Raw genomic sequence first — 24676 nt, 5'->3', positions numbered from 1 at the left:
GGCCACGGCGTAAACCGTGGCCAGTCGCTATTCTTCTGCCCTTCTACTGCTTTTTCACGCGAATGTCGCGGCCCGTCATTTCAGGGGGCAGAGACACGCCAAGGATCCCAAGCACTGTCGGAGAAATGTCCTGCAACGCACCATCGGGACGCAGCGTGAACTGGTTCGCCTCCTCGGCAACATAGAGGAATGGAACAGGGTTTGTCGTGTGCGATGTCAGCGGGCCGCCCGTAGCCGGATCCACCATCTCTTCCGCATTGCCGTGGTCGGCAGTGACCAGCATGACTCCGCCTTTGCGCTTGATTGCCGCGTAGATTTCGCCCAGTCCTGCATCAACCGTCTCGACGGCTTTCACTGTCGGCTCGATCTTGCCCGAGTGCCCCACCATGTCCGCGTTGGCAAAGTTCACTACCATCACATCGAAAGTGTTGTCCTCGATGTGCTTGACCACCTGCTGCGTGATCTCAGCGGCACTCATCTCGGGCTTCAGATCATACGTCGCCACCTTCGGAGACTGCACCAGAACGCGATCTTCACCGGCGAATGGCTTTTCGACACCGCCGTTGAAGAAGAACGTAACGTGCGCATACTTCTCCGTCTCGGCCACCCGCAGATTACGCATATTCTGCGTCGCCATGACGTTCGCGAGGATGTTATTCAGCCGCTCCGGCATGATCACCGTAGGCAATTTGAATCGAACATCGTACTCTGTCATGCAAACGTAGCGCACGTTTTTGGGCAGCTCGTGTGCAGGAATCTCTGCTTCCAGGCGGTCTGCATCTGGAAGGTCGCGTCCAGCCTGGGCCGTGATGCCGCTCTCGCGCGTTAGCACCTGCGTGATTTGACGTGCGCGGTCGGCGCGGAAATTGAAGTTGATCACGACGTCGTCATCGCGAATCGTTCCGACCGGCTCATGTCGCTCATCCACGCAGACAAACGGAACAACAAACTCGTCGTACACGCCCCGGTTGTAAGATTCTTTCACGGCCTGAACCGGATCTGCTGTCGCTCCGCCTTCGGCTTTTCCGCGCACCATCGCGTCATATGCCTTGTGCTCGCGCTCCCACTTCTTGTCGCGATCCATCGCGTAGTACCGGCCGCTTACACTGGCCACCTTGCCCACTCCGAATTCGCGCATTTTCTGCTGCAATTTTTCGAGGTATCCGGCAGCCGAATCAGGAGGAGTATCGCGCCCATCGAGAAACGCGTGAACGAATGCTCGCTCGACGCCGTTCTGCTTCGCCATCTGCAACAGAGCGTAAAGATGATTCTGGTGCGAGTGAACACCACCGTCGCTCAGCAGCCCGATGAAGTGCAGCCGCCTTCCGTTGATTTGCGCTTGTTTCATGGCATCCAGCAGTAGCGGATGCTTGAACAACTCGCCATTCTCGATCATCAGGTCGATGCGTGTAATGTCCATGTACACCACACGCCCCGCCCCAATGTTGAGGTGCCCGACTTCACTGTTGCCCATCTGTCCTGTTGGCAGGCCGACGTAGCGGCCACTGGTGTGAACCAGCGTGTTTGGAAATTCGCGGAGCAACTTGTCGTAAGTGGGTTTGCGAGCAAGCGAGATTGCGTTGGTTTTCGACGGCGGTGCATAGCCCCAGCCGTCCAGAATGATTAACACCAGCGGTTTAGGTCGAGCCATGATCTATCAAACACTCCCATCCACAGCGCACGATAAGTGCTGCTTGAGCGCCTCGGTTATTTGGACGCTTTGTCCTTCGTCGATGACTTTTCGTCTGTGGCTTTGGAACCTTGTGACAACGCAGGCTTGTCTTTGTCCACCTCTGCCTGGAAGGACTCCAGCTTGCGCTCAAGTTCTTCGGTATAGAATCTGAGCTTTTGCTGTACCAACTGCCCGCCCGTCTCACTTGATTCGCGGCTGATTACCGGGAGCTTTGCAAGCAAGCGCTTGCCCGCCTCCGACGTGTAGAAGTCAATGCCAGCCTGCACATCCTCGGCGCTGAGATGCTTCTGATAGACCGGAATGAGCGGTTCCGTAATCGAGTCGAAACTAAACAGGGGCGTCGAATCAAAGACAGCGTCCAGCTTCTTCAGAGTTGCCGCAGTTGCGTCGGGATTCTTCTTCAGGAATGAATTACGCGCCGAGAGCTTCAGCTTTTCTTGCGCGCTCTTCAGCGAAGCTTCGATGCCCTGCTGAATGCCCATTGCCGACATCAGTTTCAGCACCTGCGCACGTGAAGGCGGAGTGCTGTCCAACGCCACGGTTTGTGCCTGCGCCGCGCCGCATACCAACGTGAACAACAAGGCTAGAAATGCGAAACGACGAGCCATCAAGCTTCTCCCGAGGTCCAAATGCTCACATTGTGACTGGAACAGAATTACTCCGGACTCGCCGCACTTCTGCTCGGCGGGTCCGGAAAGGATTACTCCTGATCGCCTGCGCTCTCCAGCAGATCGCCAGAGTAGTTGATTGCACCAAGTCCGAGGAAGTTTGCACCCGATCCCAGTTCCTCTTCGATTCGCAGCAACTGGTTGTATTTCGCGATGCGATCCGTACGGCTCGCCGAACCAGTCTTGATTTGTCCGGTGCCGGTCGCCACCGCCAGATCAGCGATGAAGGTATCTTCCGACTCGCCCGAACGATGCGACATCACTGCGGTATAACCGTTGCGGCGCGCCATCTCGATGGCTTCGAGCGTTTCGGTGATGGTGCCGATCTGGTTCACCTTGATCAGGATGGAGTTCGCGACGCCGCTGTCGATGCCCCGCGCCAGGCGTGCGGTGTTCGTAACAAACAGGTCGTCGCCCACGAGCTGAATCTTGCTGCCTACTTCGTCGGTCAGCATCTTCCAGCCGTCCCAGTCATCTTCGGCCAAACCGTCTTCAATCGAGACGATAGGATACTGGCGGGTCCAGTCGGCCCAGAACTTCACCATCTGCTCCGAGGTCTTCACCGACTTGTCGCTCTTCTTAAATACGTACTTGCCGTTATCGAAGAACTCGCTCGACGCCGGATCAAGAGCGATCGCAATATCGTTTCCCGGCTTGTAGCCGGCCTGCGTGATCGCTTCAAGAATCACTTCGATGGCTTCTTCATTCGCTTTCAACGACGGAGCGAAGCCACCTTCATCGCCAACCGCTGTGTTGTAGCCTCTCTTCTTCAGCACGCTCTTCAAAGCGTGGAAGGTTTCGGCTCCCCAGCGCAGCGCTTCGGAGAAAGAAGGCGCGCCAACCGGCATCGCCATGAATTCCTGGAAATCAACGTTCGAATCCGCGTGTGCGCCGCCGTTGATGATGTTCATCATCGGAACCGGGAGGATGGTTGCGTTGACGCCGCCAAGATAGCGATAGAGCGGCAGATCATAGTGGTCTGCTGCTGCGCGTGCGGCGGCCATGCTAACGGCAAGGATCGCGTTTGCGCCAAGCTTTTCCTTGTTTTCCGTGCCATCGAGTTCGATCATCTCGGCATCGAGATCGCTTTGGCGAGTTGCGTCGAGCCCCTCAACGTGCGGGCCGATGACGGTGTTTACGTTATCGACTGCTTTCTGCACGCCTTTACCAAGGTAGCGTGACTTGTCTCCATCGCGCAGTTCCACAGCTTCGTGCTCGCCCGTTGAAGCGCCGCTGGGGACGATGGCCCTGCCCTTCGCACCACTGGTCAGAATGACCTCAGCTTCCACCGTAGGATTACCACGTGAATCAAGGACTTCGCGCGCATGTACCAGATCGATCTCGGTCATAGTTCCTCTTCTATATGGGAGATAATTACGGGTTGCCGCCGACTTGGATAAACCGGCGACATAGATGAATAGGCGAAATTTAGGCCGTTCGCCAAACCAAGAGAATTATATTCCACCGAACGCCACTGCTTCCGTCCCGTTCCAAGTTTCGTGGCGGCGCGAACTCAGATTCGTTCGCTTCCAGAACTCGCGATTGAGCTGGTTGGCTTGATTCATCACTGTTGCGGTGGATCAAGAAGAAGTGCCTACATTGCGGACGCTTCGAAAAGAAAATAGTCTGACATCCGGAGATGCCAGACTATCTCTTCAGCTCGAAGCGGTTTGACCCGGTCCTAGAAGCGGATTACAGGCCCCGCGGTCACGCGCAAATTGTTGTTTGCACCACGGTCGAAGTAGATCTCGTCGCCTATTTCAAAGCGCACACCGAACCAGCCCGCGAAAAGCTCAAGGCCGCCGCCCGGATAGAACACTCCATTGGTGTCACCGCTCGGAATGCCCGTAATTTGGTTGCTGAGATTCGTGCTCGTCGAGAAGTTGATCAAGCCACCCTTTGCCGTCACAAACGCACGAATCGGGCCAGAGGTTCCGACCTGGAGCTTGGGACCGAACATGAAATGTGCCATGCGAAGCCGACTGCGCGCGACCGTGACTCCGGTACTGGTAAACGACGTGTCCAGGTTGCGCTCGAAATCATAGGCGCCCTCGGCTTCAAGCTGCACATTGGGATGCACGTTGAATCCAATTCTTCCGCCGAGGCCGTAGAAGTTCGTGTTAGCCGCGTTGTGCAAGCGCGTGTAGTTGAGGAACGCGCCTACTTCCGCGTGATTATAGATCGAGTTGTCGTGGTCGTGATCGTAACGTTGAGCGAATGACGCGGGCACGAACGCACACAGCGCCAAGGCCATCCCCAGTAGTTTGCGTTTCATTTAGCTCTCTCTCCCCATCAGTCTGTCCATCCGCCCATGCCGGGAATACTTCCTCCGGACCAGCTGATATAGGCGGAATGCTGAGTTCTTATGATGGTGGAAGCCTACCGGGGGTGGGCTGTTTCCGTCTTATCTTGTTTTGCGTTCAGTCATCCTCAGGACACATCAGTCGCGCTCAATGTGAAGCTCTCACTTACTCCACTACCTTGTTCAGAGCTTCGAAAAATTCTGGAAATGACACGGCAACAGCTTCGGCCCCGCCGATGGTTGTCTCCCCGTCCGCGCGCAAAGCCGTGACTGCAAAGGCCATTGCGATACGGTGGTCGTCGAAGCTCTCGATGCGCGCACCATGCAGCTTCTGTCCTCCGGGAATACGCATCCCATCGGGAAATTCTTCCACTTCGGCGCCCATGGCCCGTAGATTTTTCACGACGGCAGCAATGCGATCGCTTTCCTTAACACGCAACTCTGCAGCATCGCGTATCTCAACGCCGTCAGTGCTATATGGAGCCACAGCAGCGATCGCCGGAAGTTCATCGATTAAGGCTGCGCTTTGCGTACCGCTGATGGTGCCACCTTTAAAAATGCCACCTTCGGCCTGCATAGTGCCGATCAGCTCGCCGTACTGCTCTTCAACTTTCAGGAAATTAACCTTCACGCCCATACCTGCGAGCACGTCGAGCACAACTGATCGCGTCGGGTTCAGCAGCACCGAATCCACCACCAGGCTCGAACCGGGGAACAAAGCTGCCGCACAGAGGAAGAAAGTCACCGAGGACAGGTCTCCTGGAACGTAAGCCTTCACGGCTTTCAATCTCTGCCCGCCGCGCACGCCCACGCCATCGCCTTCGCGGCGGACTTCGCCACCGAAAGCTTTCAGAGCAAGTTCCGTGTGATCCCGAGTGCGCACCTTCTCGATCACCGTGGTTTCACCGTCGGCAAATAGACCAGCCAGCAGCACGCAACTCTTAACCTGCGCACTGGCCACCGGAGGCTCATAGGTGATGGCCTTTAGCCTGGAACCATGAATTGTGAGCGGAGCACAACCATCATGAGACTCGATTTTTGCTCCCATTTGCTGCAGTGGCTCAATTACCCGGCGCATGGGACGCTTGCTCAGCGACGCATCACCAATCATCACACTCGCAAAGGGTTGCGCCGCAACAATGCCGCTGAGCATGCGCATCGTGGAGCCGCTGTTTCCGCAATCAAGTGCGCGCTGGGGAGCAGAGAGCTTGCCGGCTACACCATCAATTTCGACCCGGTTACCCTCGCGCCGGACACGCGCACCCAAGGCTTGCATGCAACCCAACGTGCTCGCACAATCAGCAGAGCTCGAGAAGTTTTCGAACTGTGACGTGCCCTCGGCAATGCCCGCCAACATGGCATAACGGTGCGATACCGATTTGTCGCCGGCGGTTCTCAGGCTACCCCGGATCTGCTTTGCTGCCCCAACTTTTACGTCCATGCTCTGCTTTAATTCCTTCCAGCGTTGTTGATGAGTCCCACCTAGGTTGCCCGCTCCAAAAAAATATAAATCCTGCTCCGGCCTTGACACAGGCCAACTTCACAGTTCTCCGATCTGTCCAACATTCACTGCGCGAATTCGCCGCGGGCTGCAGTCTCCCAACGCAATGCCATAACGCGATAGCCAGTGGAAGGAAGAACGAATGAAGTCTTTCCGCCTTGTCGCAGCGTTTCTAGTCTTCGCAACCCTGTGCTTGCCAGCTTGCATGCTTGCTCAGCACTCCAATGAATCCCAGCGTGGTTTGCCAATTCCTGGTCAGGCTGACCCTTTCGGAGACAGCACTCAGGGCAGCATCTCAGGAACGGTTCACACGATGGATGGTCATGCTGTGCCCCGCGCCACGATCGAAATTCGTGACCTGCTGAGGGGCGGCCGCCTTATGAGCACAAGCAGTGATGAATCCGGCTCATTTGTACTCTACAACATTCCAGCTGGCGACTATGAGATTTGCGCGACCTCCGGCACATCTGAGGCTCGCGAGCGCGTACGCATGGATGCGATGTCGCATACCTCAAGCGTCGAACTTCGACTTTCCAATAAGACCCAAGGTGAACTAAAGACCGACGGAACCTCGACCGTGTCCATCTCGCAGTACCGGGTGCCATCCAAGGCTCGCGCGGAATACGAGAAAGCGGCGCAGGCAATGGCCCGTGGCAAGACAGATCGCGCTCGAGAAAAGGCCAATGCTGCGTTGAAGATCTTTCCCAAGTTTGCCGAAGCTCTCACCTTGCGCGGTGTGATTGAGTCTGGCGAGGGAAAGGACGAGGCCGCTGTTGCCGACTTCCAGCAGGCAATGCAATGTGATAGCAAATATCCTCTTACCTACGTAGCGTTGGGCTCCTCATTGAATACGCTGGGAAGATTCGAAGAATCTTCTCTCGTCCTCGGCGAGGCAGAGCGATTGGCGCCAAACATGTGGCAGACATACTTTGAACTTGCGAGGGCAAACATCGGCAAGGGCCTCTACGCAGACGCGCTGCGCCATACGGATCGCGCCTCGGAATTGCAGGGCGGACCGGAAAAAGAAATGCCGGAACTGCACCTGATCCGCGGATACGCGCTGGCTGGCATGACTCAGAACGCGCGAGCCGCGCAGGAGATAGAAACCTACCTGGCGCATGATCCTAATGGTCGCGCCTCAACTGCGGCACGCAAACTGCTGGACGCGATGCATGGCGAGTCAGTAAGCGCGAGCAAATAGGACTTCGGAGTTATGTTCGGCTCGTAATTGCGCGCTCAACGCCCGTGTTTCTCAAGAAACTCCCGCATAACGCTGCCGACTTCCGCCGGTTGCTCAAACGATGCGAAGTGCCCCGCCTTGCGAATCACCTTTAGCTCGGAGCCGCGGATTCCGCGCGCGACTCGCTCTAACTCAGGCACTGGAGATGCAGCATCGTCTTCCCCACCGACCACCAGCGTCGGAACATCGATCTGAGCCAGTGTCTCAACACTGTCGGCGCGTGCAGCCATGCCTCTTTGCATCGCCGCCATGCCTGCAGCGCTCGCGTGCGCCATCGTCTTCTTCGCGGCCTCCACAATGTCGAGGCGCGAACTCAAAGTGAGCGGTGATAGGAGCTTGGGCAGCATCTGCTCGATGCCCCACGCAGGCCCTCGTTGCATGAGGTCTTCCGCATTCTTTAGCCGTCCGGCACGGGCTTCATCGCTGTCAAGGCCGGCCTTTGTATCGACAAGTATCAATGCTTTCACCCGCTCACGACAGCGCCGCCAGAACTCGAATAGCGCGTAGCCTCCGACGGAACATCCCGCAAAGACTGCGCGTCCAATCCTCAACTCGTCGCAAAGCCGCTGGAGATCCTGAGACAGCATGGTCATAGTCGTTGGACCTTCGCCGAAACCCGAGCGCCCCAGTCCACGCAGGTCAGGAAGGATTAGCCGAAAGCGTGATTGCAGATGCTCAGACACCGGCAACCAGAAGCTGTGATCGGACGGATATGGGTGCAGCAATACGACATCCGGCCCATCTCCCTTAATTTCGTAGAACAGATCCACGCCATCGCTTTTGAGAATCATGCGAACATTCTACCCTCAGCGAAATGTTTCATAGTGGAACCTGAACCATTCCGGATTCCATGCGAGCCCCTGCCAGCGCAAGTTCGTGGAGTAGTGCTGTAATGCGTGTTAAACCTTGTCCGTGAGCACTTCGATTCAATCCGTAACGCACCGCGCTTCGCCGAGTCCGATCACAATCGATACAAACTCTTACGTGCGTTACATCGCTCGGCAGCCGATCCTCGATCGCGAGCAGAACACGCACGGCTACGAGTTGCTCTTCCGCTCTGGCCCAGAGAATATTTTCAACTGTAGCGATGGCGATGTAGCCACTTGTAATACGATCGATTTCTCGCTGCTGTTCGGTGCTGCCGCCCTCACCGGTGGACGTCCGGCGTTCATCAACTGTACCCGCAATATTCTTTTGCGCGATGTAATCACAGTGCTTCCTCCCGAACGCGTGGTGATCGAAGTGTTAGAAGACGTAATCGCCGACGAGCAGACTCTTTCTGCCTGCGATCGTCTGCGACGCGCGGGATATGGGATCGTGCTGGATGATTATGTGCCGACGGGTAACACCATAAGACTTTTGCCCTTTGCCGATATGGTGAAAGTCGATTTTCTTGCGACTGACTCAGCATCCCAGGCCGCGATTGCTGCGGACATGCGCCGACGTGGAATCAAACTGCTTGCCGAGAAGATCGAGACCATCGATCATTTTCAGTTCGCTTTGAAACTGGGCTTTCACTATTTTCAGGGATACTTTTTCTGCAAGCCGCAGAACATCTCGATGGTGGATGTTCCCGTATCCAAGTTCACCTACATCCACGTGCTCAGCATCGCTGCCCGCGAGACGTACGACGTGAGTGAACTAGAGCGAGCGATTTTGCAGGAGCCGTCACTTTGCTATCGATTGCTACGGTATTTGAACTCCGCAGCTTTTGGGTTGTTTCCGATTCGCTCGATAAGACATGCGCTCTCTTTGTTGGGGCAAAGCGAGATGCGCAAGTGGGTGGCGATCGTGGTTGCAATCGCTGTTTCCTGCGACAGACCGAGCGAGTTGATTCTGAGCGCGCTTACGCGTGCCCGCACATGCGAAACTCTTGCAACACTCACAGAAGAAGACAGCAACAGCGCTTTTATCGTAGGCTTGATGTCTTTGATGGATGCGATCCTCGACAGTCCGATGGATGCAGTAATTGCGCAGCTTCCGCTGGCGACGGAGTGCAAGGAAGCGCTACGTGGCAACCGGCGCGGAGTGGGGCGACTGCTTCATCTTGCGGTGTGTTGCGAGCGCGGCGTATGGAGCGAGGTCGCCGAGATTGCGGCTGCGAGCACTATGACGGAACAAGCGATCTGGGATGCGCATCGCGAAGCATGCCGATGGAGTGACCAGACGCTGCAAGAACAACAAAAACAGCAATAGAACTATTCCGACGACTCGCGTTTCGTGCGTGGTTCTTTGCCGGGGAGAGCCGCGGGATTCTCGTGAGTGCGTTCGCGGAATCTTGCGCTCATGCCGCTGGCGAGCGATACCGCAGATTCTCCGAAACGATCGCGCAAGGCATCAACTGCATTCATCGCGCTTTTCAAGCGGGTTTCCTGCACGCTCGAGAGTAAATCCATTTGTCCGCTGCCCTGTTCGAGCGAGCTTGTCTGCACGCCGATGAGACGTATGGCGCGGCCTTTTTGCCAATTGGCGCGGAACAACTCGCGTGCGATGTCGAGCACTTCGGCGTCGAGTTGCGTGGGACGTTCAAGGGTGCGTCCGCGAGTGTAGGTGGAGAAATCGGAATAGCGAAGCTTGATCTGCACCTTGCGTGCGTGCAGTTGGTGCTCGCGAAGGCGACGGCATACCATCTCGGAAAGCCGCGCCAACATCGACTCCAACGCACTCTGATTATTTTCGTCGCGATTGAAAGTGTGCTCGTGACTTATGGATTTGGGATCTTCGTCGGCACCAACTTCTGCGTCGTACCAACCTCCGGCATCTTGTCCTTGAGCTTTATTTATCAGGGTTGCAAGGCCGTCACCGATTTTTCGAGCGAGTTTAGATTCGGTAAGAGCGGCGAGATCGCCGATGGTCCGGACGCCGTATTCGCGCAGATGTTCTTCGGTGACTTTGCCGACGCCGGGTAGGCGGCGCACGTCGAGAGGCGCTAAAAATGCGGCTTCGAGGCCAGGCAGGATGCGGAGGATGCCGTTGGGTTTGGCTTGATCGCTGGCGACCTTGGCGACAACGCGTGCGCTGGCGATACCGATGGAGCAGTTGAGATGAGTTTCGCGCTTCATCGTTTCATGCAGTGAATTCGCGGCCTTCATCGATGGTCCGTGCAATCGCTCGGTGCCCGTCATGTCGAGATAGGCTTCGTCGATGGAGGCCATCTCGACAGCGGGGGTGAACTGCAGGAGAACGCGGCGCACGGCAGCCGAGGATTCGCGGTAGCGCTCGGGATGGCCTTCGAGAAAGACAGCATGAGGGCAGAGCCGGGCGGCTTCGCGAAGAGGCATGGCGGAGTGAACACCATAGCGCCGAGCCGCATAGGAAGCGGCTGCAACGACACCTCGCTGGTCGGCTCGTCCGCCGACGACGACGGGTTTGCCCTTCAACGACGGGTCGTAGAGTTCCTCGACGGAGACGAAGAAGGCGTCCATATCGACATGGAAATAGGTGCGAGGCATGGCAACGGCTGCATCCCGATTGTAGCCGAGAGCGGAGAGGGGATGATGACAAGTTTGGCAACAGATTTCGGGCGGGGAGTAAAGAGGGGAGCAATGGCGTGAGTTCGGGAGGTGAGGATTGCCTCTGGCGGCAATGAAATGGACACGGGTGTTGTCAGGAAGGTGAATGGGGAGTGGCATGGAATTTATGCCGCGGGAGCAGACCCGTCTACTGGATCGTAAATGGCCATTGCCCATAAGGTTACGTGGCGCGGGGTGGTGCGGTTGACTGGGAAGTGAATGCCGATTGGCGATGGAGTTACGAGCAGACGGAAGTTGGTTATCTTCGGGGTGAATGGCGGCAGAAAAATGACCGCCTGCGGGGTTCCGCAGGCGGTCGAGTTAGTGTGAACTTCGGAGAACTACTTTTTGGTTGCGGCAGTTTTTGTCTGGTGGCCGCTCACGAGTTCGTCGGCAAGCGCTTCCGCGTGATAGATCTTGCGGAGCGATTCGAGGATGGCGCGGGAATCGACGGATACGGCACGGCCTTGGCGGTCGTCATAGGCGAAGTCCCACGGCAGCGACTGAATATTGCCGTCGAAAATGATGCCGACGACTTCGCCCTTCTTGTCCACCGTCGGGGAACCGGAGTTGCCACCGATGATGTCAGAGGTATGGACGAAGTTGAACGGAGTGTTCAGCGCGAGCTTGCTCTTTGCGGCGTCCCAGGTCTTCGGCAGTTCGAAGTCGCCCTTGTTGCCATTGGCGGCGGCGTGTTCGTAGGCTCCGCCCATGGTGGTGTAGGGTGCGATCTGTTTGCCGTTTTCCTGATAGCCCTTGATGGTGCCGTAGCTGAGGCGAAGAGTAAACGTGGCGTCGGGGTAGGTGTTGGTGCCGAGGACGGCGAAGCGCGCCTTGGCGATCTTGGTTGAGTTGACGCGGGTGACGGCTTCGACCTTGTCATCCCACTCTTTGCGCATCTCGCGGGCGCGGGGGTCGATGTCGCGCATGAGCACGATCAAGGGATCGGTGCTGGCGGCGACGGCTTCGGCTCCGCCCTGGTAGAGCTGCTTGCGGACCGCAGGATCATCGAGCTTGCTGCTATCGATGTAGGCCTGCGCGGCCTCTGCAGGAGTCTTGCCGTTTAGAGCGCGCTTCACGGTCGGATCGTCGGCACCGAGCTTTTCCTGCATAAGAGCGAGGGACTCAGTCAACGTGGCGACATCAAGCGTGCGATAGACGGGAGCGGTGGAGAACAGCTGCTGCTCAAGCGAGGGCAGACGAGCTTCGCCGAACTCGCGCAGACGCTGCGCATTCGGCTTCTGCTTTTCGGCAGTGACGCGAACGAGCACGCGGGCGAAGCGAGCCATCTCGGCGTTGAAGCCCATGCCGCGCTCGACGAAGGTAAAGGGGATGAAGATTTCGCGGCGGACCTGGACGGCCTTGGCGACTTCGTCAAATGCGGAGGCGTACTGGGCCTTGAGCTTTGGATCGGCATCAATTGCAGCGCGCAGCTTCTTTTCGTCGGCGGCCTTCTTGCCCATCAGCTCGGAATCGTTGAGTCCGCTGCGGCGGCCTTTGTAAGCCTTGAGCGAGTTCTCGACTCCGAAGATGTCATCGCCAGAGATGCGGGCGTTCTCAGCAGACTTGGAAGCGAAGTCGTGCAGGACCTTGTCGCGGCGGGTGAGCGTGTCGATGATGAAAGCGGTCTGAACGTCCTTGAGGAAGTTGAGCTCGGCCATGGTGAGCAGGCGCTCAGTGCCGCCAGGGTGGCCGGAGACGAAGACCAGATCGCCAGCCTTGGTGCCGGTGGGCGACCACTTGAGGAAGTTGGTCAGGTGGACGGGCTTGTCGTTTTCGTACACGCGGAAATAGGTGATGTCGAGATCATAACGCGGGTACTCGAAGTTGTCGTGATCACCGCCGTAAAAGGCCATTTGGGCTTCAGGGGCGAAGACGACGCGCACGTCGGTGTACTTCTTGTACTTGTAGAGGTTGTACATGCCTCCGGCGTAGAGGGTGACAACATCGCAGCGGAGGCCCGTTTTGTCGGAGCACTCCTTCTCGATGGCGGACATCTTCTCGCGCTGGGCCTGCGCGCCCTCGGCATCGGTCATGCCGGGCTTGGCAGCGTCGTGAACGTCGGCGGTGATGTCCTGAATATCAACGAGGACGTTGAGCTCAAGGTCAGGACACTTCCCTTCCTCGGCCTGAGTCTTGGCGTAGAAGCCGTCCTTGATGTAGTCCTTCTTTTCGGTGGAAAGCTGCTGGAGGCAGACGCGTCCGACGTGATGGTTGGTGAAGGTCAATCCATCTTCAGAGACGAAGGACCCGGAACCACCGTTGTTGAAGCGCACGGAGCCGAGGCGAAGGTGATCGAGCCAGGGCTGGGTGACAGCAAAGTTGTGATCCTTCTTGATCCGGTCTTTGGGCGCCTGATTGAAGAGCCACATGCCTTCATCGGCAGCGGAGAAAGCAGCGAAAGTACATAGCAATGCCCCAACGGCAAGGATGCGACGTTTCATAAGTAACTCCTGAGGTGAATCAGCAAACGGAACATCATATCAGGAGAGAGGGATGAGAACCTCTGGTTCGTGTCCGGCACGGCGGTCGGCGGTCCATTGGGATTCGATTTCGACCGGAGAATTCGAAGCGATGGCGTAGTGAAGGAAGCTGCTCCAAGGGTAGTCAATCGCGGATTCGCAGAGTCCACGCTTCACAGGATTGCGGTGGATGTAGCGGAGCTTTTCGGTGAACTCATCGTGGTCGCGGATGTTGCGATCGTAGTAGCGGGACTGCCAGAGGGGAGAGATGTGAAGAGATCGAGCCTGCATAGCAACAGAAACTTTGAGCGCAGCTATGGCTCGCCACAACTCCCTTTCCTGCGGTTCGGAGATGAGCAAGTGCACATGTTCGGGCATCAGGACGTATCCGAATACGCGCAGGTCGTATATAACGCGCATTCGCTCCAAACTCTTTAGAAAAATTTGTTTTAGTTCTGGATGATTCAGTAGGGGTTCTCGCTTGTGACAGCTGAAGGTTAGGAAGTGAGTTTGACCGGATTGTTGATAGCGATTGAGCCGGTACGTCACGGGTGAATGGTAGCAGGGGTGAAGTGGTTCTCCAAGGGAGCCCGTCAAGACGACATCAAAACACCCACCTCTGCCAAAAGATGGCAGAGGTGGGGCACCAATTCTGATTTCCTCTGTTCTTTCTTCTATCCCGATTCTGTTTTGCCCTACTTAACTGCTGGAGCAAAAGAAAGGAGCGGCCAGGGGCCGCTCCGAGTGGAACAGTTGTTGCGATTTGGCTATTTGCCAGCGTAGCTCGAGAGCACCTTCATGTAGTTGGCGCGCTGGAAGGCTTTCGGGTTGGGAACGTTGCGGTGGCTCATGCTGCCCTGCATCTGCTGGATGCTCGTGTATTCGTGCTTGTCGAGCCAGGCTTCCAGTTGATTGCGCAGAGAGCGGAAGTAGCCAACGCCGTTCTCAAGAAGAGCCGAGGCGAGCATGGTGATTTTCGCTCCGGCCATCATGGACTTCACCACGTCTTCGGCGGTGTGGACGCCTCCGGTGATGGCGATGTCGGCATTGATGTGGCCGTAGAGCATGGCAGCCCAGTGCAGGCGCAGCAACAGTTCGCTGCTAGTGGATAGCGTCAACGCTGGCTTGACTTCAAGCGCTTCCAGGTCGAAATCCGGCTGGTAAAAACGGTTGAAGATCACGATGGCGTTGGCTCCGGCGGCTTCAAGGCGCTGTGCCATGTTGCCGAAAGAGCTGAACTGCGAGCCGACCTTCACCGCAACAGGAATCGTTACGGTGCTGCGGATCTGGGTGACGAGGTCGAGGTAGAGCTTTTCGATTTCGTCGGAGCTGGCCAAAGGATCAGCAGGGACGAAGTAAACGTTGAGCTCAATGGCATCGGCACCGGCCTGCTGCATTTCGCGAGCGTAGCTGACCCAGCCGCCACGGGAGACACCGTTGAGCGATGCGATAACGGGAATCTCCAGCGACTGCTTGGCCTGGCGGATGTGCTCGAGGTAGCCATCAGGCGAAAGGTTGTAATTGTGCAGATCGGGATACATCGAAGTGCTTTCTGCACCGACCTCCGACCCTTCCCACAGGAAGCGATCGAGTTCGTTGGACTCGATGTTGATCTGCTCCTCGAAGAGCGAGTGCAGAACCACGGCCGCGGCTCCGGCATCCTCCATCTGGCGGAGATTTGCGATCTCCTTCGACAGAGGCGAGGCGGAGGCAACGAGCGGATTGCGCAGTTTGAATCCGAGATACTGAGTCGTCAGATCAATCATTACTGTGCTCCCTTCGCGGCAGCGGCAGCAGCGGCTTTCTCGGCAACGGCTGCGCTGGCCTTCTCAGCTAGTGCTTCGTAACGCTTCCAACGATCGTTGACGTCCTGCTGACCAAGCACGAGCAGCTCTTTCGCCGCCTCGGGATTGGACTGGCGCAGCATGGTGTAACGCGTCTCGTTGTATATGTACTGCTCGAGCGGAATGCTCGGAGCCTTGCTGTCGAGCACAAAGTTTGGCTGACCGGCAGGAGCTTCGGGGTTGTAGCGGAACAGCGGCCAGTGTCCGCAGGCAACCGCAGCCTTCTGCTGATCGAGTCCGTGGACCAGATCGTAGCCGTGCGCGATGCAGTGGCTATAGGCAAGGATGATAGATGGACCGTCGAAGGCCTCAGCCTCATTGAATGCCTTGAGCGTCTGCATATCGCTGGAACCCATGGCGACACGAGCAACGTAAGCCGGGTAGCTCATGGCGATGAGAGCAAGGTCCTTCTTCGGACGATTCTTGCCGCCAGCAGCGAACTTGGCTACGGCACCGCGCGGAGTGGACTTGGACATCTGTCCGCCAGTGTTGGAGTACACCTCGGTGTCGAGGACCAGCACGTTGACGTTGCGTCCGGAGGCCATGATGTGATCGAGGCCGCCGTAACCGATGTCATAGGCCCAACCATCGCCACCGACGATCCAGACAGCTTTGTCAACGAGGTTGTCGGCAACATCGAGCAGGGCGCGGGCTTCTGGAGCATCGATGCCAGCAATGAGCTTCTTGAGTTCGGCAACGCGAACGCGCTGCGCGGCAATGTTGGCTTCTCCACGCTGGTTGGCGCCGAGGATGGTTTTCACCAGTTCTTCAGGCAGCTTGGAAGCGAGGCGAACCAGCAGCTCGCGAGCGTAGTCGCGGTTCTTGTCGAGAGAGAGGCGCAGGCCGAGACCGAATTCGGCGTTGTCCTCAAACAGAGAGTTGGACCATGCGATACCACGTCCGTCCTTATTGAAGGTGTAGGGCGTGGTGGGCAGGTTGCCGCCATAGATGGACGAGCATCCGGTGGCGTTGGCGATGACAGTGCGGTCGCCGTAGAGCTGTGAGAGCAGCTTGATGTACGGGGTTTCGCCGCATCCGGAGCAGGCGCCGGAGAACTCGAACAACGGCTGGAGGAGCTGAACATCCTTGACCTGCGTGGTGGAGAGCTTGTCACGCTGGATCTCGGGCAGGCTCAGGAAGAAGTCCCAGTTGCGGGCTTCGCGCTCGCGAATCTCGGGCTGGGGCACCATGTTGATGGCCTTGTGCTTGGCTTCGCTCTTGGACTTAGCCGGGCAGGCTTCGACGCACAGAGCGCAACCGGTGCAATCCTCGGGAGCGACCTGGAGAGTGTACTTGTAGCTCTCAAAGCCCTTCCACTTGGGAGCAGCGGACTTGAAGCTCTCAGGCGCAGAGGCAAGCAGATCGGTGGGATAGAGCTTGGCGCGGATGACAGCGTGCGGGCAGACCAGAACGCACTTGCCGCACTGGATGCAAAGCGACTCGTCCCAGGCAGGAACTTCGAGTGCGATGTTGCGCTTTTCCCACTGCGCGGTGCCGGTGGGATAAGTGCCATCGATGGGAAGCTTGCTGACCGGAAGATCGTCGCCGGCGCCAAAGATCATCGGAGCAAGGACATCCTGCACGAAGCCAGGAGCCTGCGCGGGAACCGGGGGACGAAGCTCAAGCGTGCTGGAGGTGGCGGCAGGAACCTCGACGCGATGCAGGTGCTCAAGAGTGGAGTCGACGGCAGCATAGTTCTTCTGCACGACGGCTTCGCCACGCTTGCCGTAGGTCTTCTTGATGGCCTTCTTGATGGCGGCGATAGCTTCGTCGCGCTCAAGAACACCGCTGATGGCGAAGAAGCAGGTCTGCATGATGGTGTTGATGCGCTGGCCCATTCCGGTTTCCTTGGCCACGCTGTATCCATCGATGACGTAGAACTTCAGCTTCTTGTCGATGATCTGCTTCTGCACGGGACGGGGCAGGTGATTCCAAACTTCATCCTTGCCGTACTGGCTGTTGAGCAGGAAGACGGCACCCTCATCCGCATGCTTGAGAACATTGACGCGCTCAAGGAACGTGAACTGGTGGCAGGCCACGAAGTTCGCACGCGAGATGAGATAGCTGGAGTGGATCGGCTTGGGTCCGAAACGCAGGTGCGAAGTCGTGATGGAACCCGACTTCTTGGAGTCGTACACGAAGTAGCCCTGCGCGTAATTGTCGGTGTCTTCGCCGATGATCTTGATGGAGTTCTTGTTGGCGCCTACGGTGCCGTCAGCACCGAGTCCGTAGAAGAGGGCGCGAACCGTCTTGGGATCTTCGGTGGAGAAGCTGGGATCGTAAGGCAGCGAGGTGTGCGAAACGTCGTCGTTGATGCCAACGGTGAAGTGATTGCGCGGAGTGGCCTGTGCGAGGTTGTCGTACACGGCCTTGACCATCGCAGGTGTGAACTCCTTGGACGATAGACCGTAGCGGCCACCGACGATGCGCGGCATGTTGCCGAGCTTGCCGGAGGCAACGGATTCGGCCAGCGCAGTGAGGACTTCCTGATAGAGCGGCTCGCCGATGGAGCCGGGCTCCTTGGTGCGGTCGAGAACGGCGATGGTGCGCGCAGTGATGGGAAGCGCGGAGAGGAAGTGCTCGGCGGAGAACGGACGGAACAGGCGAACCTTGAGGACGCCGACTTTTTCGCCGCTCTGGAGCAGCTTGTTCACCGTCTCCTCGACGATGTCGCAGCCGGAACCCATCAGGATGATGACGCGATCGGCATCGGGGGCTCCAACGTATTCGTAAAGCTTGTACTGGCGTCCGACGATCTGGGCGAAGCGATCCATGGTCTGCTGCAGGATGGCCGGAACTGCCTCGTAGAAGGGGTTCACGGTCTCGCGCGCCTGGAAGTAAACATCAGGATTCTGGGCAGTGCCGCGGAGAACTGGACGATCAGGCGACAAAGAGCGGGCGCGGTGCTGACGGACAGCATCCTCGGGAATCATGGCGCGCATGTCGTCGAGCGTGAGCTGTTCAATCTTGGTAACTTCGTGCGAGGTGCGGAATCCGTCGAAGAAGTGGACGAAGGGCACGCGCGTAGCAAGCGTAGCTGCTTGTGCGATGAGCGCAGTGTCCATGACCTCTTGCACGTTATTGGAGGCGAGCAGAGCCCAACCGGTCTGGCGTACAGCCATTACATCCTGATGGTCGCCGAAGATCGAGAGTCCCTGGGCAGCGATGGAACGGGCAGCAACATGAAGAACGCAGGAGGTAAGTTCACCGGCGATCTTGTACATGTTGGGAATCATGAGCAACAGACCCTGCGAGGATGTGAACGTCGTCGCTAGGCTTCCACCTTGCAGCGCACCATGCAGCGCCCCGATGGCACCGCCTTCGCTCTGCATTTCCATGATTTGCGGAACCGAGCCCCAGATGTTTGGCTTACCGTCCGAGGACCACTGATCGCTGAACTCGCCCATTGGCGATGAGGGGGTGATTGGATAGATGGCGATGACTTCGTTGGTTTTGTGCGCGACATAGGCGGCGGCTTCATTGCCGTCTAAGGTCACTTTGATCCGATTCATAAATCGGCCCTCCAGTAGATGAGCGGAGACGCACCCAAAAAGTGCTCCCTGGCAGCGACTTCAGTTTTGAATGCAAATATCCCCACCGTGGATTTAACTCGTCAGACAGGTTGGTAGGCTGTGACGAAACTCACAACCAGAGGTGAGAATTTTCCAAGGTTGATGTGGGCAGGGCCAAATACGAAACGAACAACTCTGGAATTCCGCCGCAAGTACGCAACAGTGGCCTGAGGAGCGGCATCAGTTTGCGACGAAAGCAGAATGTGTCGCCTCGTCCCAAATGCCAGATAGCGGCTGTGCCAGCACTGCGCCAGCCAACGAACAACTACTTACACGAGAGTAGGAGAGGACAAAATGAGAAAAGTTCTAGGGTTCATGCTGCTGATGTTGCCCATGCTTGCAGTCGCCCAGAGCGGGATCGACGGCACATGGCGTATTGACCTGAACAAAACGAAAGTTGACCAAAAGCCGCAGGTGTATGAGTTCAAAAACGGTATGTATAGCTGCCAGACCTGCGACCCGAAGGTGAACATCAAGGCCGATGGCTCTCCGCAGAAGGTCGAGGGCTCGCCTTATGTGGACAGCGAGCAGGTCAAGATTCTGAGCAACAACACAGTAGAGCGCGTAGGAATGCGGGGCGGCAAAATCGTGTTCCGCGACACGCTGACGGTGTCGGATGACGGCAAACAGATGGTGCAGAAGTATGAAGGGCATCCGATGGGAAGCGACCAGGCGGTGACGGCTACGGGATACTACACGCGAGTAGGAGAACCGGAGCAGGGCGCCAATATGGTTTCAGGTTCGTGGAGGACAGAGCGCTTCGATTCGGTTTCGGACAATGGACTGACGTTCAGCTATCAACTGACCGGCGATGGCGTGAACTATAAAGCCAAGACCGGCGAGAGCTACAGTGCGAAATTCGATGGCAAGGATTATCCGTTCCACGGCGATCCGGGGACGAATTCGGTTTCGCTGAAAAAGGTGGACGATCACACGTTCATCGAGACGTACAAGCGCAATGGAGAGGTGACGGGAACGTCGAAGGTCACGCTGAATCCGGATGCGAAGTCGATGACGATCGTGAGCCAAGATAATCGTCGAGGAACAACGGATACGTGGGTCGCGGAGAAGCAGGAAAGTCAGGACGCGGCGAAGTAGCATCGGGAACCCAGAGTTGGAAATCGCCAACTCTGGGCCACCAAGACTTAGAGCAAAGGCAAAAGCAAGAGCAACAACAACTACAAGTGCAACTGCAACCCCGAGGTCCTTCGCTTCGCTCAGGATGACACCTTAAAGGCAAGTGCAACTGCAAAACCAAAACCAAGAGCAAGAGCAAATGCAAAACACCCACCTCTGCCAACGACGGGCAGAGGTGGGGCACCACTACAACACCTACAGCACCGCCATAACACCTACAGCACCGCTACAACACCTACAGCACCGCTACAACACCTACAGCACCGCTACAACACCTACAGCACCGCTACAACACCTACAGCACCGCTACAACACCTACAGCACCGCTACAGGCACCCGGCAAGCTCCTGATCATCTACTGGCAATTGCTATTTTGCGGCGAGGGTGTCGGGAGTGGTGACGGCGATGTGGAATTCGAGGTCGCGCTGGGCGGCGGGGCTGGGCGTGACGGAGTAGATGAAGATGAGCCAGGGGCCGCTCGAGGTGGCAGAGACGCGGAGACTCAGGCGGCGCGAAAGTTTTTCGTTGGGAATCTGGTAAGGGAGCGCGCCGTCGAGGTGGAAGATGAGGCGTCCGGAGGCGGTGCGCTGGATGCTGCCTCGATTCAGTTGTATGACGCCGAGTGAGCGCAGGAGGATGGTGGCGAAATCCTCGGAGGCGGTGCGGTCTTCGGCGGAGGTGGGCATTTCCATGTCGGGCACGCAGCCGCGAGGCATGGCGGCAATGGCCATCATGGGATGAACGAGCGGGATGAGTTCGGTGCCGGGTTCGTGGGCAGTGAAAATGACGCGCGAGCAGGCACGGAAGAGGGCGCGGCGGCGGTCGGTGATGGCACGGTCGGACGTGGGATCGCGCATGAGTTCGGTGACGTGGTAGGCCTCTTCGTTGGGAAGAGGCTGCCATCCGGCGGGGAGGACGACGCGGACGCCGAGCTCGGGGCTGAAGAAGTTTCCGCGGGCAAACTGGCCGCTCGGGATGTTGGAGCCGGGCGAGCGCTTGATGATGGTGTCGACCATGTCGGTGGGCAAGGCAGGGCCGTAGTAGATGCGAGAAGGAGAGTCGGAGTCGGCGTCTGAAGGGGAAGAGTTCCTGGAGGACACGGTGGCTTTCGAGGACTTTGGTGCGGCTTTCTCGACTGAAGCGGGTTTAGTGCTGGTGGGAGCGGTAGAGGCAAGGTGGGAGGCGGCTTCGGTGGCATTCGCGGGCGTGGTTGAGTTGGGAGATGCGACGGCGGAGGGCTCGGCTGGCGAGGGGGCAGATGCGTTCGACGCGGACGTGTTGGGGGCGGATGCGTTGCAGGCGGAGACGTGGGGCTCGAAGAATTCGATCTGTTTGAGGATGGAGTCGAAAGAGTCGGCGAGATCGAGTTCGTGGGCGAACAGAGCGATGTGGATGACGTATCCGCGGAGGAAGAAGAAATAGCTGCTCTCCTCGCCAAGGCCTTGGGAGTCGCCGCTGATGCGGATGCGATGGAGTTCGTGATTCTGAACGGAAATTCGGTTGGGGCCGGAGGTGGTGAGACCTTGCTCATGCGCTTCGTGCAGGCGCGTGGTGGCGGCTTGGTGCGCGGCATCATCTTCGACGTGATCGGAGGAGCGATCTTCAAAGGCCGAGATGAACAGTTCGGCGGTGCGGTCGAGGCGAATGAGACGCGTGGCGAGCAGCATGTGCTTTCCGGCGGACTGCACGGGGAGCATGATGGGCTCGGATTTGAGTTCGGCGGGAAGGCGGAAGCGGAATCCGAAGTAGGGATTGCAATAGGTGGTGCGGCTTCGGTAGGCGACCTCGGGATAGAAAATGGAAGACTCGGCGGCAGGCGCGGTGGCGATGGAAGTCGCTGCAGATGGAGCTGCTGAGGCCTGTGCGAAGGCGGCATGAGCCATCATCAAGAGTGTAAATAGGGTGAAAATGTAGAGGGTTGCGGTGGGGAGGTGGAGGCCGCTTCGGGTACAATCGAATTTTCCGGGAAACTTTTGCATCCGGCTTAATCCAGCTCTCAGGGATCCGCCCTTGATCACTCAGTGTGTGGCTTTACTTGCGCTAGCACCTCGCCCGAGCCCGGTGGTGCAGTTCTTACAGAAACAGACCAATCCTGCGTTCAAAGGACTTTATCACGCGAACGGATTTGATCTGGCGCTGCTGATTCCCTACTTCATTGTGCTCGTCATCCTGGCCGCGTACGGGTTCCATCGCTATCAACTGGTCTGGATGTACTACAAGCATCGCAAGAACAAGACCACTACTCCGAAGTCGTACTTTACCCAGCTTCCTAGAGTCACGATTCAACTGCCGATTTTCAACGAACAATTCGTTGTGGACAGGCTGGTGGATTCGATTTGCAAACTCGAATATCCACGGGAGTTGCTGGACATTCAGCTACTCGACGACTCGACGGACGAGACGGTGGAAGTGGCAGCAAACGTGGTCGCGCGGTACAGGGCGATGGGGAATGACATTGTCCACATTCACAGGACGGACCGCACGGGTTTCAAAGCTGGAGCGCTGGAAAACGGGCTGAAGACGGCCAAAGGCGAGTTTGTGGCGATTTTTGACGCGGACTTTACGCCTCCGAGCGACTGGCTGATGAAGGTGATCCACCACTTTGCCGAGCCGAACATTGGCATGGTGCAGACGCGCTGGACGCACATCAACCGGCACTACTCGTTCCTGACGGAAGTGGAAGCAATTCTGCTGGATGGGCATTTTGTGCTGGAGCATGGCGGTCGCTCGCGCGCCGGAGTGTTTTTTAACTTCAACGGCACGGCGGGAATGTGGCGGATCAGGGCGATTGAAGAAGCCGGCGGATGGCAGCATGACACTCTGACGGAAGACACGGACCTGAGCTACAGGTGCCAACTGAAAGGCTGGCAGTTCCTGTATCTGCAGGATGTGGAGTGTCCGGCAGAGCTGCCGATTGAGATGACGGCCTTCAAGACTCAGCAGGTGCGCTGGGCGAAGGGGCTGATCCAGTGCTCAATTAAAGACCTGCCGAAGGTGATGAAGTCGGATGTGCGCCGAAGAGAAAAGATTGAGGCGTGGTATCACCTGACGGCGAACCTGAGCTATCCGCTGATGATCGTGCTGTCGGTGCTGCTGATGCCGGCGATGGTGATCCGCTTCTACCAGGGCTGGTTCCAGATGATGTACATCGACGTGCCGCTGTTCCTGGCATCGACGTTCTCGATCTCGAGCTTCTACCTGGTATCGCAAAAAGAGCTGTTCCCCGGAAGATGGTGGCGGACATTCTTCTATTTGCCTTTCCTGATGGCACTGGGGATTGGGCTGACGATTACGAACTCGAAGGGCGTGATTGAAGCTCTGCTGGGAAAGCAGACGGCGTTTGCGAGAACTCCGAAATACAGCGTGAAGACCAAGGGCGAGAAGACAGTCGCGGTAAAAGCTGCAAAGAAGTATCGCAAGCGGCTGGGTGTGATTCCGTGGATCGAGTTGGGGATTGGGACGTGCTTCGCGGGCATGGTGTGGTATGCGCTGACGAACGAGAACTATGTGACGGTTCCCTTCCTCATCCTGTTTGTGTATGGGTACTGGTACACGGGGCTGATGTCACTGCTGCAAGGACGGTTTGAGATGTTCTCGCGGAGTTCGGGCGTGAACGAGGAAGAGCATGTGAAGCCGTTCCCGGTGGGAGTGTAGTTTCACTGGTCTTGAAGGAACTGAAAAGCGCGCTCAACACTCAAGTTGAGCGCGCTTTTGCATATAAGCAGCGGATTCACGCTGCGATCCTATTTCTTCTGTTCTGGCTCCACGAAGTCACATTCGAGATTGAGAGGCTTGGTGTCTGCGAGATTCGCTTGGATTCCAATCTCACTTTCGGTCTGGATGCCTTCCATGGTGGAGCACTCTCCCGCGATCTGAGGGATGCCGGAGAGCCCGCAAACTGGAGTATCACATCGAGCACAAGAGACCTGGTCGTTCTGCACTTCCGGTGTTTCTTCTTTCATGGCCTTCACCCCACTGATTCATCAGGGCTGCCATGGTGGCACCGAGAAGTACGGCAATCAACTCTGGTGTGATCGCTGTCACGTAGATGTGTTCGGGGTGATGACTGGGAGTAGGAGTTTAGGGATATAGACCCAGAGTTGGAAAAACGCCAACTCTGGGCCACCCTCCACCGCTAATTTTGGGCGAAGCTCGGTAGCGAGGGGCGTTCACTCAGCGGGTGAGGTCGTAGAGGCGATAGTCGTGGTGGGTGCCGCGCTTGATGGCCGCCTTACGAAGGAGTCCGACGTAGTGGAAGCCAGCTTTTTCGAGGACGCGGGCGGAGGCAGGATTGGCGTCGAAGACTTCGGCATAGATGCGCGTGAGATCGAAGCGGGGCATGGCCCATGCGGTGAAGCATTGGATGGCGGCGGTGGCAATACCGCCTCCCCAGAAGGGTTCGCCGAGCCAGTAGCCGAGCTCGGCGGAGCAGCGCTCGATGTCGGTGCGGAACTGAAGGCCGATGGCTCCGGCGGCTTCGCCGCTGGCGATGATCGCAGCGATGCATTCTTCGGTGGTGCGATCAGCGAAGTCGAGGAAGCGTTGCGCGTCGGCGAGGGTGTAAGGGTGGGGGAAGCGGTCTCGAAGGTAGGCGGCAACGTTGGGATTATTGGCGTGGATGGAGAAAGTAGGGAGGTCTTCGGGGAGAAGAGGGCGGAGGAGGCAGGGGCCGCAGTCGAGTTGGGTTTCTATGTACATTGGTGGGTAATGGTAACGCAGTGGGATTTGAGGAGTGGGTAGGGGTC

General features: G+C 57.4%; 18 protein-coding genes. 4 read left to right on the top strand and 14 right to left on the bottom strand.

What is annotated here, in order from left to right; all coding sequences use genetic code 11:
* Positions 1-43 precede the first annotated feature (43 nt).
* From gpmI to aroA, 5 genes are all read right to left on the bottom strand, one after another.
* Positions 44-1651: a 2,3-bisphosphoglycerate-independent phosphoglycerate mutase gene (gene gpmI / locus AC6IY8_RS03450; RefSeq protein ID WP_497777298.1), complete on the bottom strand. Its 1608-nt coding sequence runs from the start codon at positions 1649-1651 to the stop codon at positions 44-46.
* Positions 1652-1707: 56 nt separating this feature from the next.
* Positions 1708-2301: a DUF2059 domain-containing protein gene (locus tag AC6IY8_RS03445; protein WP_497777297.1), complete on the bottom strand. Its 594-nt coding sequence runs from the start codon at positions 2299-2301 to the stop codon at positions 1708-1710.
* 92 nt (positions 2302-2393) lie between these two features.
* The gene (gene eno, locus AC6IY8_RS03440; RefSeq protein WP_497777296.1) at positions 2394-3710 is read right to left on the bottom strand and encodes a phosphopyruvate hydratase; all 1317 of its coding nucleotides are present in this window, start codon (positions 3708-3710) and stop codon (positions 2394-2396) included.
* Positions 3711-4042: 332 nt separating this feature from the next.
* Positions 4043-4636, bottom strand: a complete 594-nt coding sequence (locus tag AC6IY8_RS03435) for a hypothetical protein (RefSeq protein WP_497777295.1) — start codon at positions 4634-4636, stop codon at positions 4043-4045.
* A gap of 193 nt (positions 4637-4829) precedes the next feature.
* The gene (aroA, locus tag AC6IY8_RS03430) at positions 4830-6104 is read right to left on the bottom strand and encodes a 3-phosphoshikimate 1-carboxyvinyltransferase (RefSeq protein WP_497777294.1); all 1275 of its coding nucleotides are present in this window, start codon (positions 6102-6104) and stop codon (positions 4830-4832) included.
* A gap of 202 nt (positions 6105-6306) precedes the next feature.
* Here aroA and AC6IY8_RS03425 point away from each other — a divergent pair, with 202 nt between their 5' ends.
* A complete protein-coding gene (locus AC6IY8_RS03425) occupies positions 6307-7365 on the top strand; it encodes a carboxypeptidase regulatory-like domain-containing protein (protein WP_497777293.1) in 1059 nt (352 codons plus the stop codon).
* Positions 7366-7400: 35 nt separating this feature from the next.
* On the opposite strand, the gene AC6IY8_RS03420 is transcribed toward AC6IY8_RS03425, so the two are convergent.
* Positions 7401-8195, bottom strand: a complete 795-nt coding sequence (locus tag AC6IY8_RS03420) for an alpha/beta fold hydrolase (RefSeq protein WP_497777292.1) — start codon at positions 8193-8195, stop codon at positions 7401-7403.
* Between the two features lie 121 nt (positions 8196-8316).
* Here AC6IY8_RS03420 and AC6IY8_RS03415 point away from each other — a divergent pair, with 121 nt between their 5' ends.
* Positions 8317-9600 carry an EAL and HDOD domain-containing protein gene (locus AC6IY8_RS03415; RefSeq protein WP_497777291.1) on the top strand — a complete coding sequence of 428 codons (1284 nt, stop codon included), beginning with the start codon at positions 8317-8319 and terminating at the stop codon, positions 9598-9600.
* A gap of 2 nt (positions 9601-9602) precedes the next feature.
* On the opposite strand, the gene dinB is transcribed toward AC6IY8_RS03415, so the two are convergent.
* The 5 genes from dinB to nifJ all read right to left on the bottom strand — a co-directional run bounded on the left by dinB (position 9603) and on the right by nifJ (position 18734).
* Positions 9603-10856, bottom strand: a complete 1254-nt coding sequence (gene dinB / locus AC6IY8_RS03410) for a DNA polymerase IV (protein ID WP_497777290.1) — start codon at positions 10854-10856, stop codon at positions 9603-9605.
* Between the two features lie 401 nt (positions 10857-11257).
* Entirely contained in the window at positions 11258-13360 is a 2103-nt protein-coding gene (locus AC6IY8_RS03405) for a S46 family peptidase (protein WP_497777289.1), read from the bottom strand.
* A 39-nt stretch (positions 13361-13399) separates the two neighbouring features.
* A complete protein-coding gene (locus AC6IY8_RS03400; RefSeq protein ID WP_497778602.1) occupies positions 13400-13927 on the bottom strand; it encodes an REP-associated tyrosine transposase in 528 nt (175 codons plus the stop codon).
* A 218-nt stretch (positions 13928-14145) separates the two neighbouring features.
* Complete coding sequence (locus AC6IY8_RS03395) at positions 14146-15144, bottom strand: dihydroorotate dehydrogenase-like protein (protein ID WP_497777288.1); 999 nt, start codon at positions 15142-15144, stop codon at positions 14146-14148.
* Positions 15144-18734, bottom strand: coding sequence for a pyruvate:ferredoxin (flavodoxin) oxidoreductase (gene nifJ / locus AC6IY8_RS03390; RefSeq protein WP_497777287.1), 3591 nt, complete (start codon positions 18732-18734; stop codon positions 15144-15146). The genes AC6IY8_RS03395 and nifJ overlap by 1 nt, the downstream gene beginning before the upstream one ends.
* Positions 18735-19088: 354 nt before the next feature.
* Between nifJ and AC6IY8_RS03385 the strand changes: the two genes are divergently transcribed.
* Entirely contained in the window at positions 19089-19892 is an 804-nt protein-coding gene (locus AC6IY8_RS03385; protein WP_497777286.1) for a hypothetical protein, read from the top strand.
* Between the two features lie 407 nt (positions 19893-20299).
* On the opposite strand, the gene AC6IY8_RS03380 is transcribed toward AC6IY8_RS03385, so the two are convergent.
* A complete protein-coding gene (locus AC6IY8_RS03380) occupies positions 20300-21910 on the bottom strand; it encodes a hypothetical protein (RefSeq protein WP_497777285.1) in 1611 nt (536 codons plus the stop codon).
* Between the two features lie 82 nt (positions 21911-21992).
* Here AC6IY8_RS03380 and AC6IY8_RS03375 point away from each other — a divergent pair, with 82 nt between their 5' ends.
* On the top strand, positions 21993-23585 hold the full coding sequence (locus AC6IY8_RS03375) for a cellulose synthase family protein (RefSeq protein WP_497778601.1): 1593 nt from the start codon (positions 21993-21995) through the stop codon (positions 23583-23585).
* Positions 23586-23674: 89 nt separating this feature from the next.
* On the opposite strand, the gene AC6IY8_RS03370 is transcribed toward AC6IY8_RS03375, so the two are convergent.
* Both AC6IY8_RS03370 and AC6IY8_RS03365 read right to left on the bottom strand, forming a co-directional pair.
* Complete coding sequence (locus tag AC6IY8_RS03370; RefSeq protein ID WP_497777284.1) at positions 23675-23893, bottom strand: hypothetical protein; 219 nt, start codon at positions 23891-23893, stop codon at positions 23675-23677.
* A gap of 211 nt (positions 23894-24104) precedes the next feature.
* Positions 24105-24629 carry a GNAT family N-acetyltransferase gene (locus tag AC6IY8_RS03365; RefSeq protein ID WP_497777283.1) on the bottom strand — a complete coding sequence of 175 codons (525 nt, stop codon included), beginning with the start codon at positions 24627-24629 and terminating at the stop codon, positions 24105-24107.
* Positions 24630-24676: the final 47 nt, after the last annotated feature.

The sequence above is a fragment of the Koromonas soli genome (genome assembly GCF_059726265.1).
The sequence above is the reverse complement of the archived record's forward strand: the minus strand, read 5'-3'. Positions and strand labels throughout refer to the sequence as shown.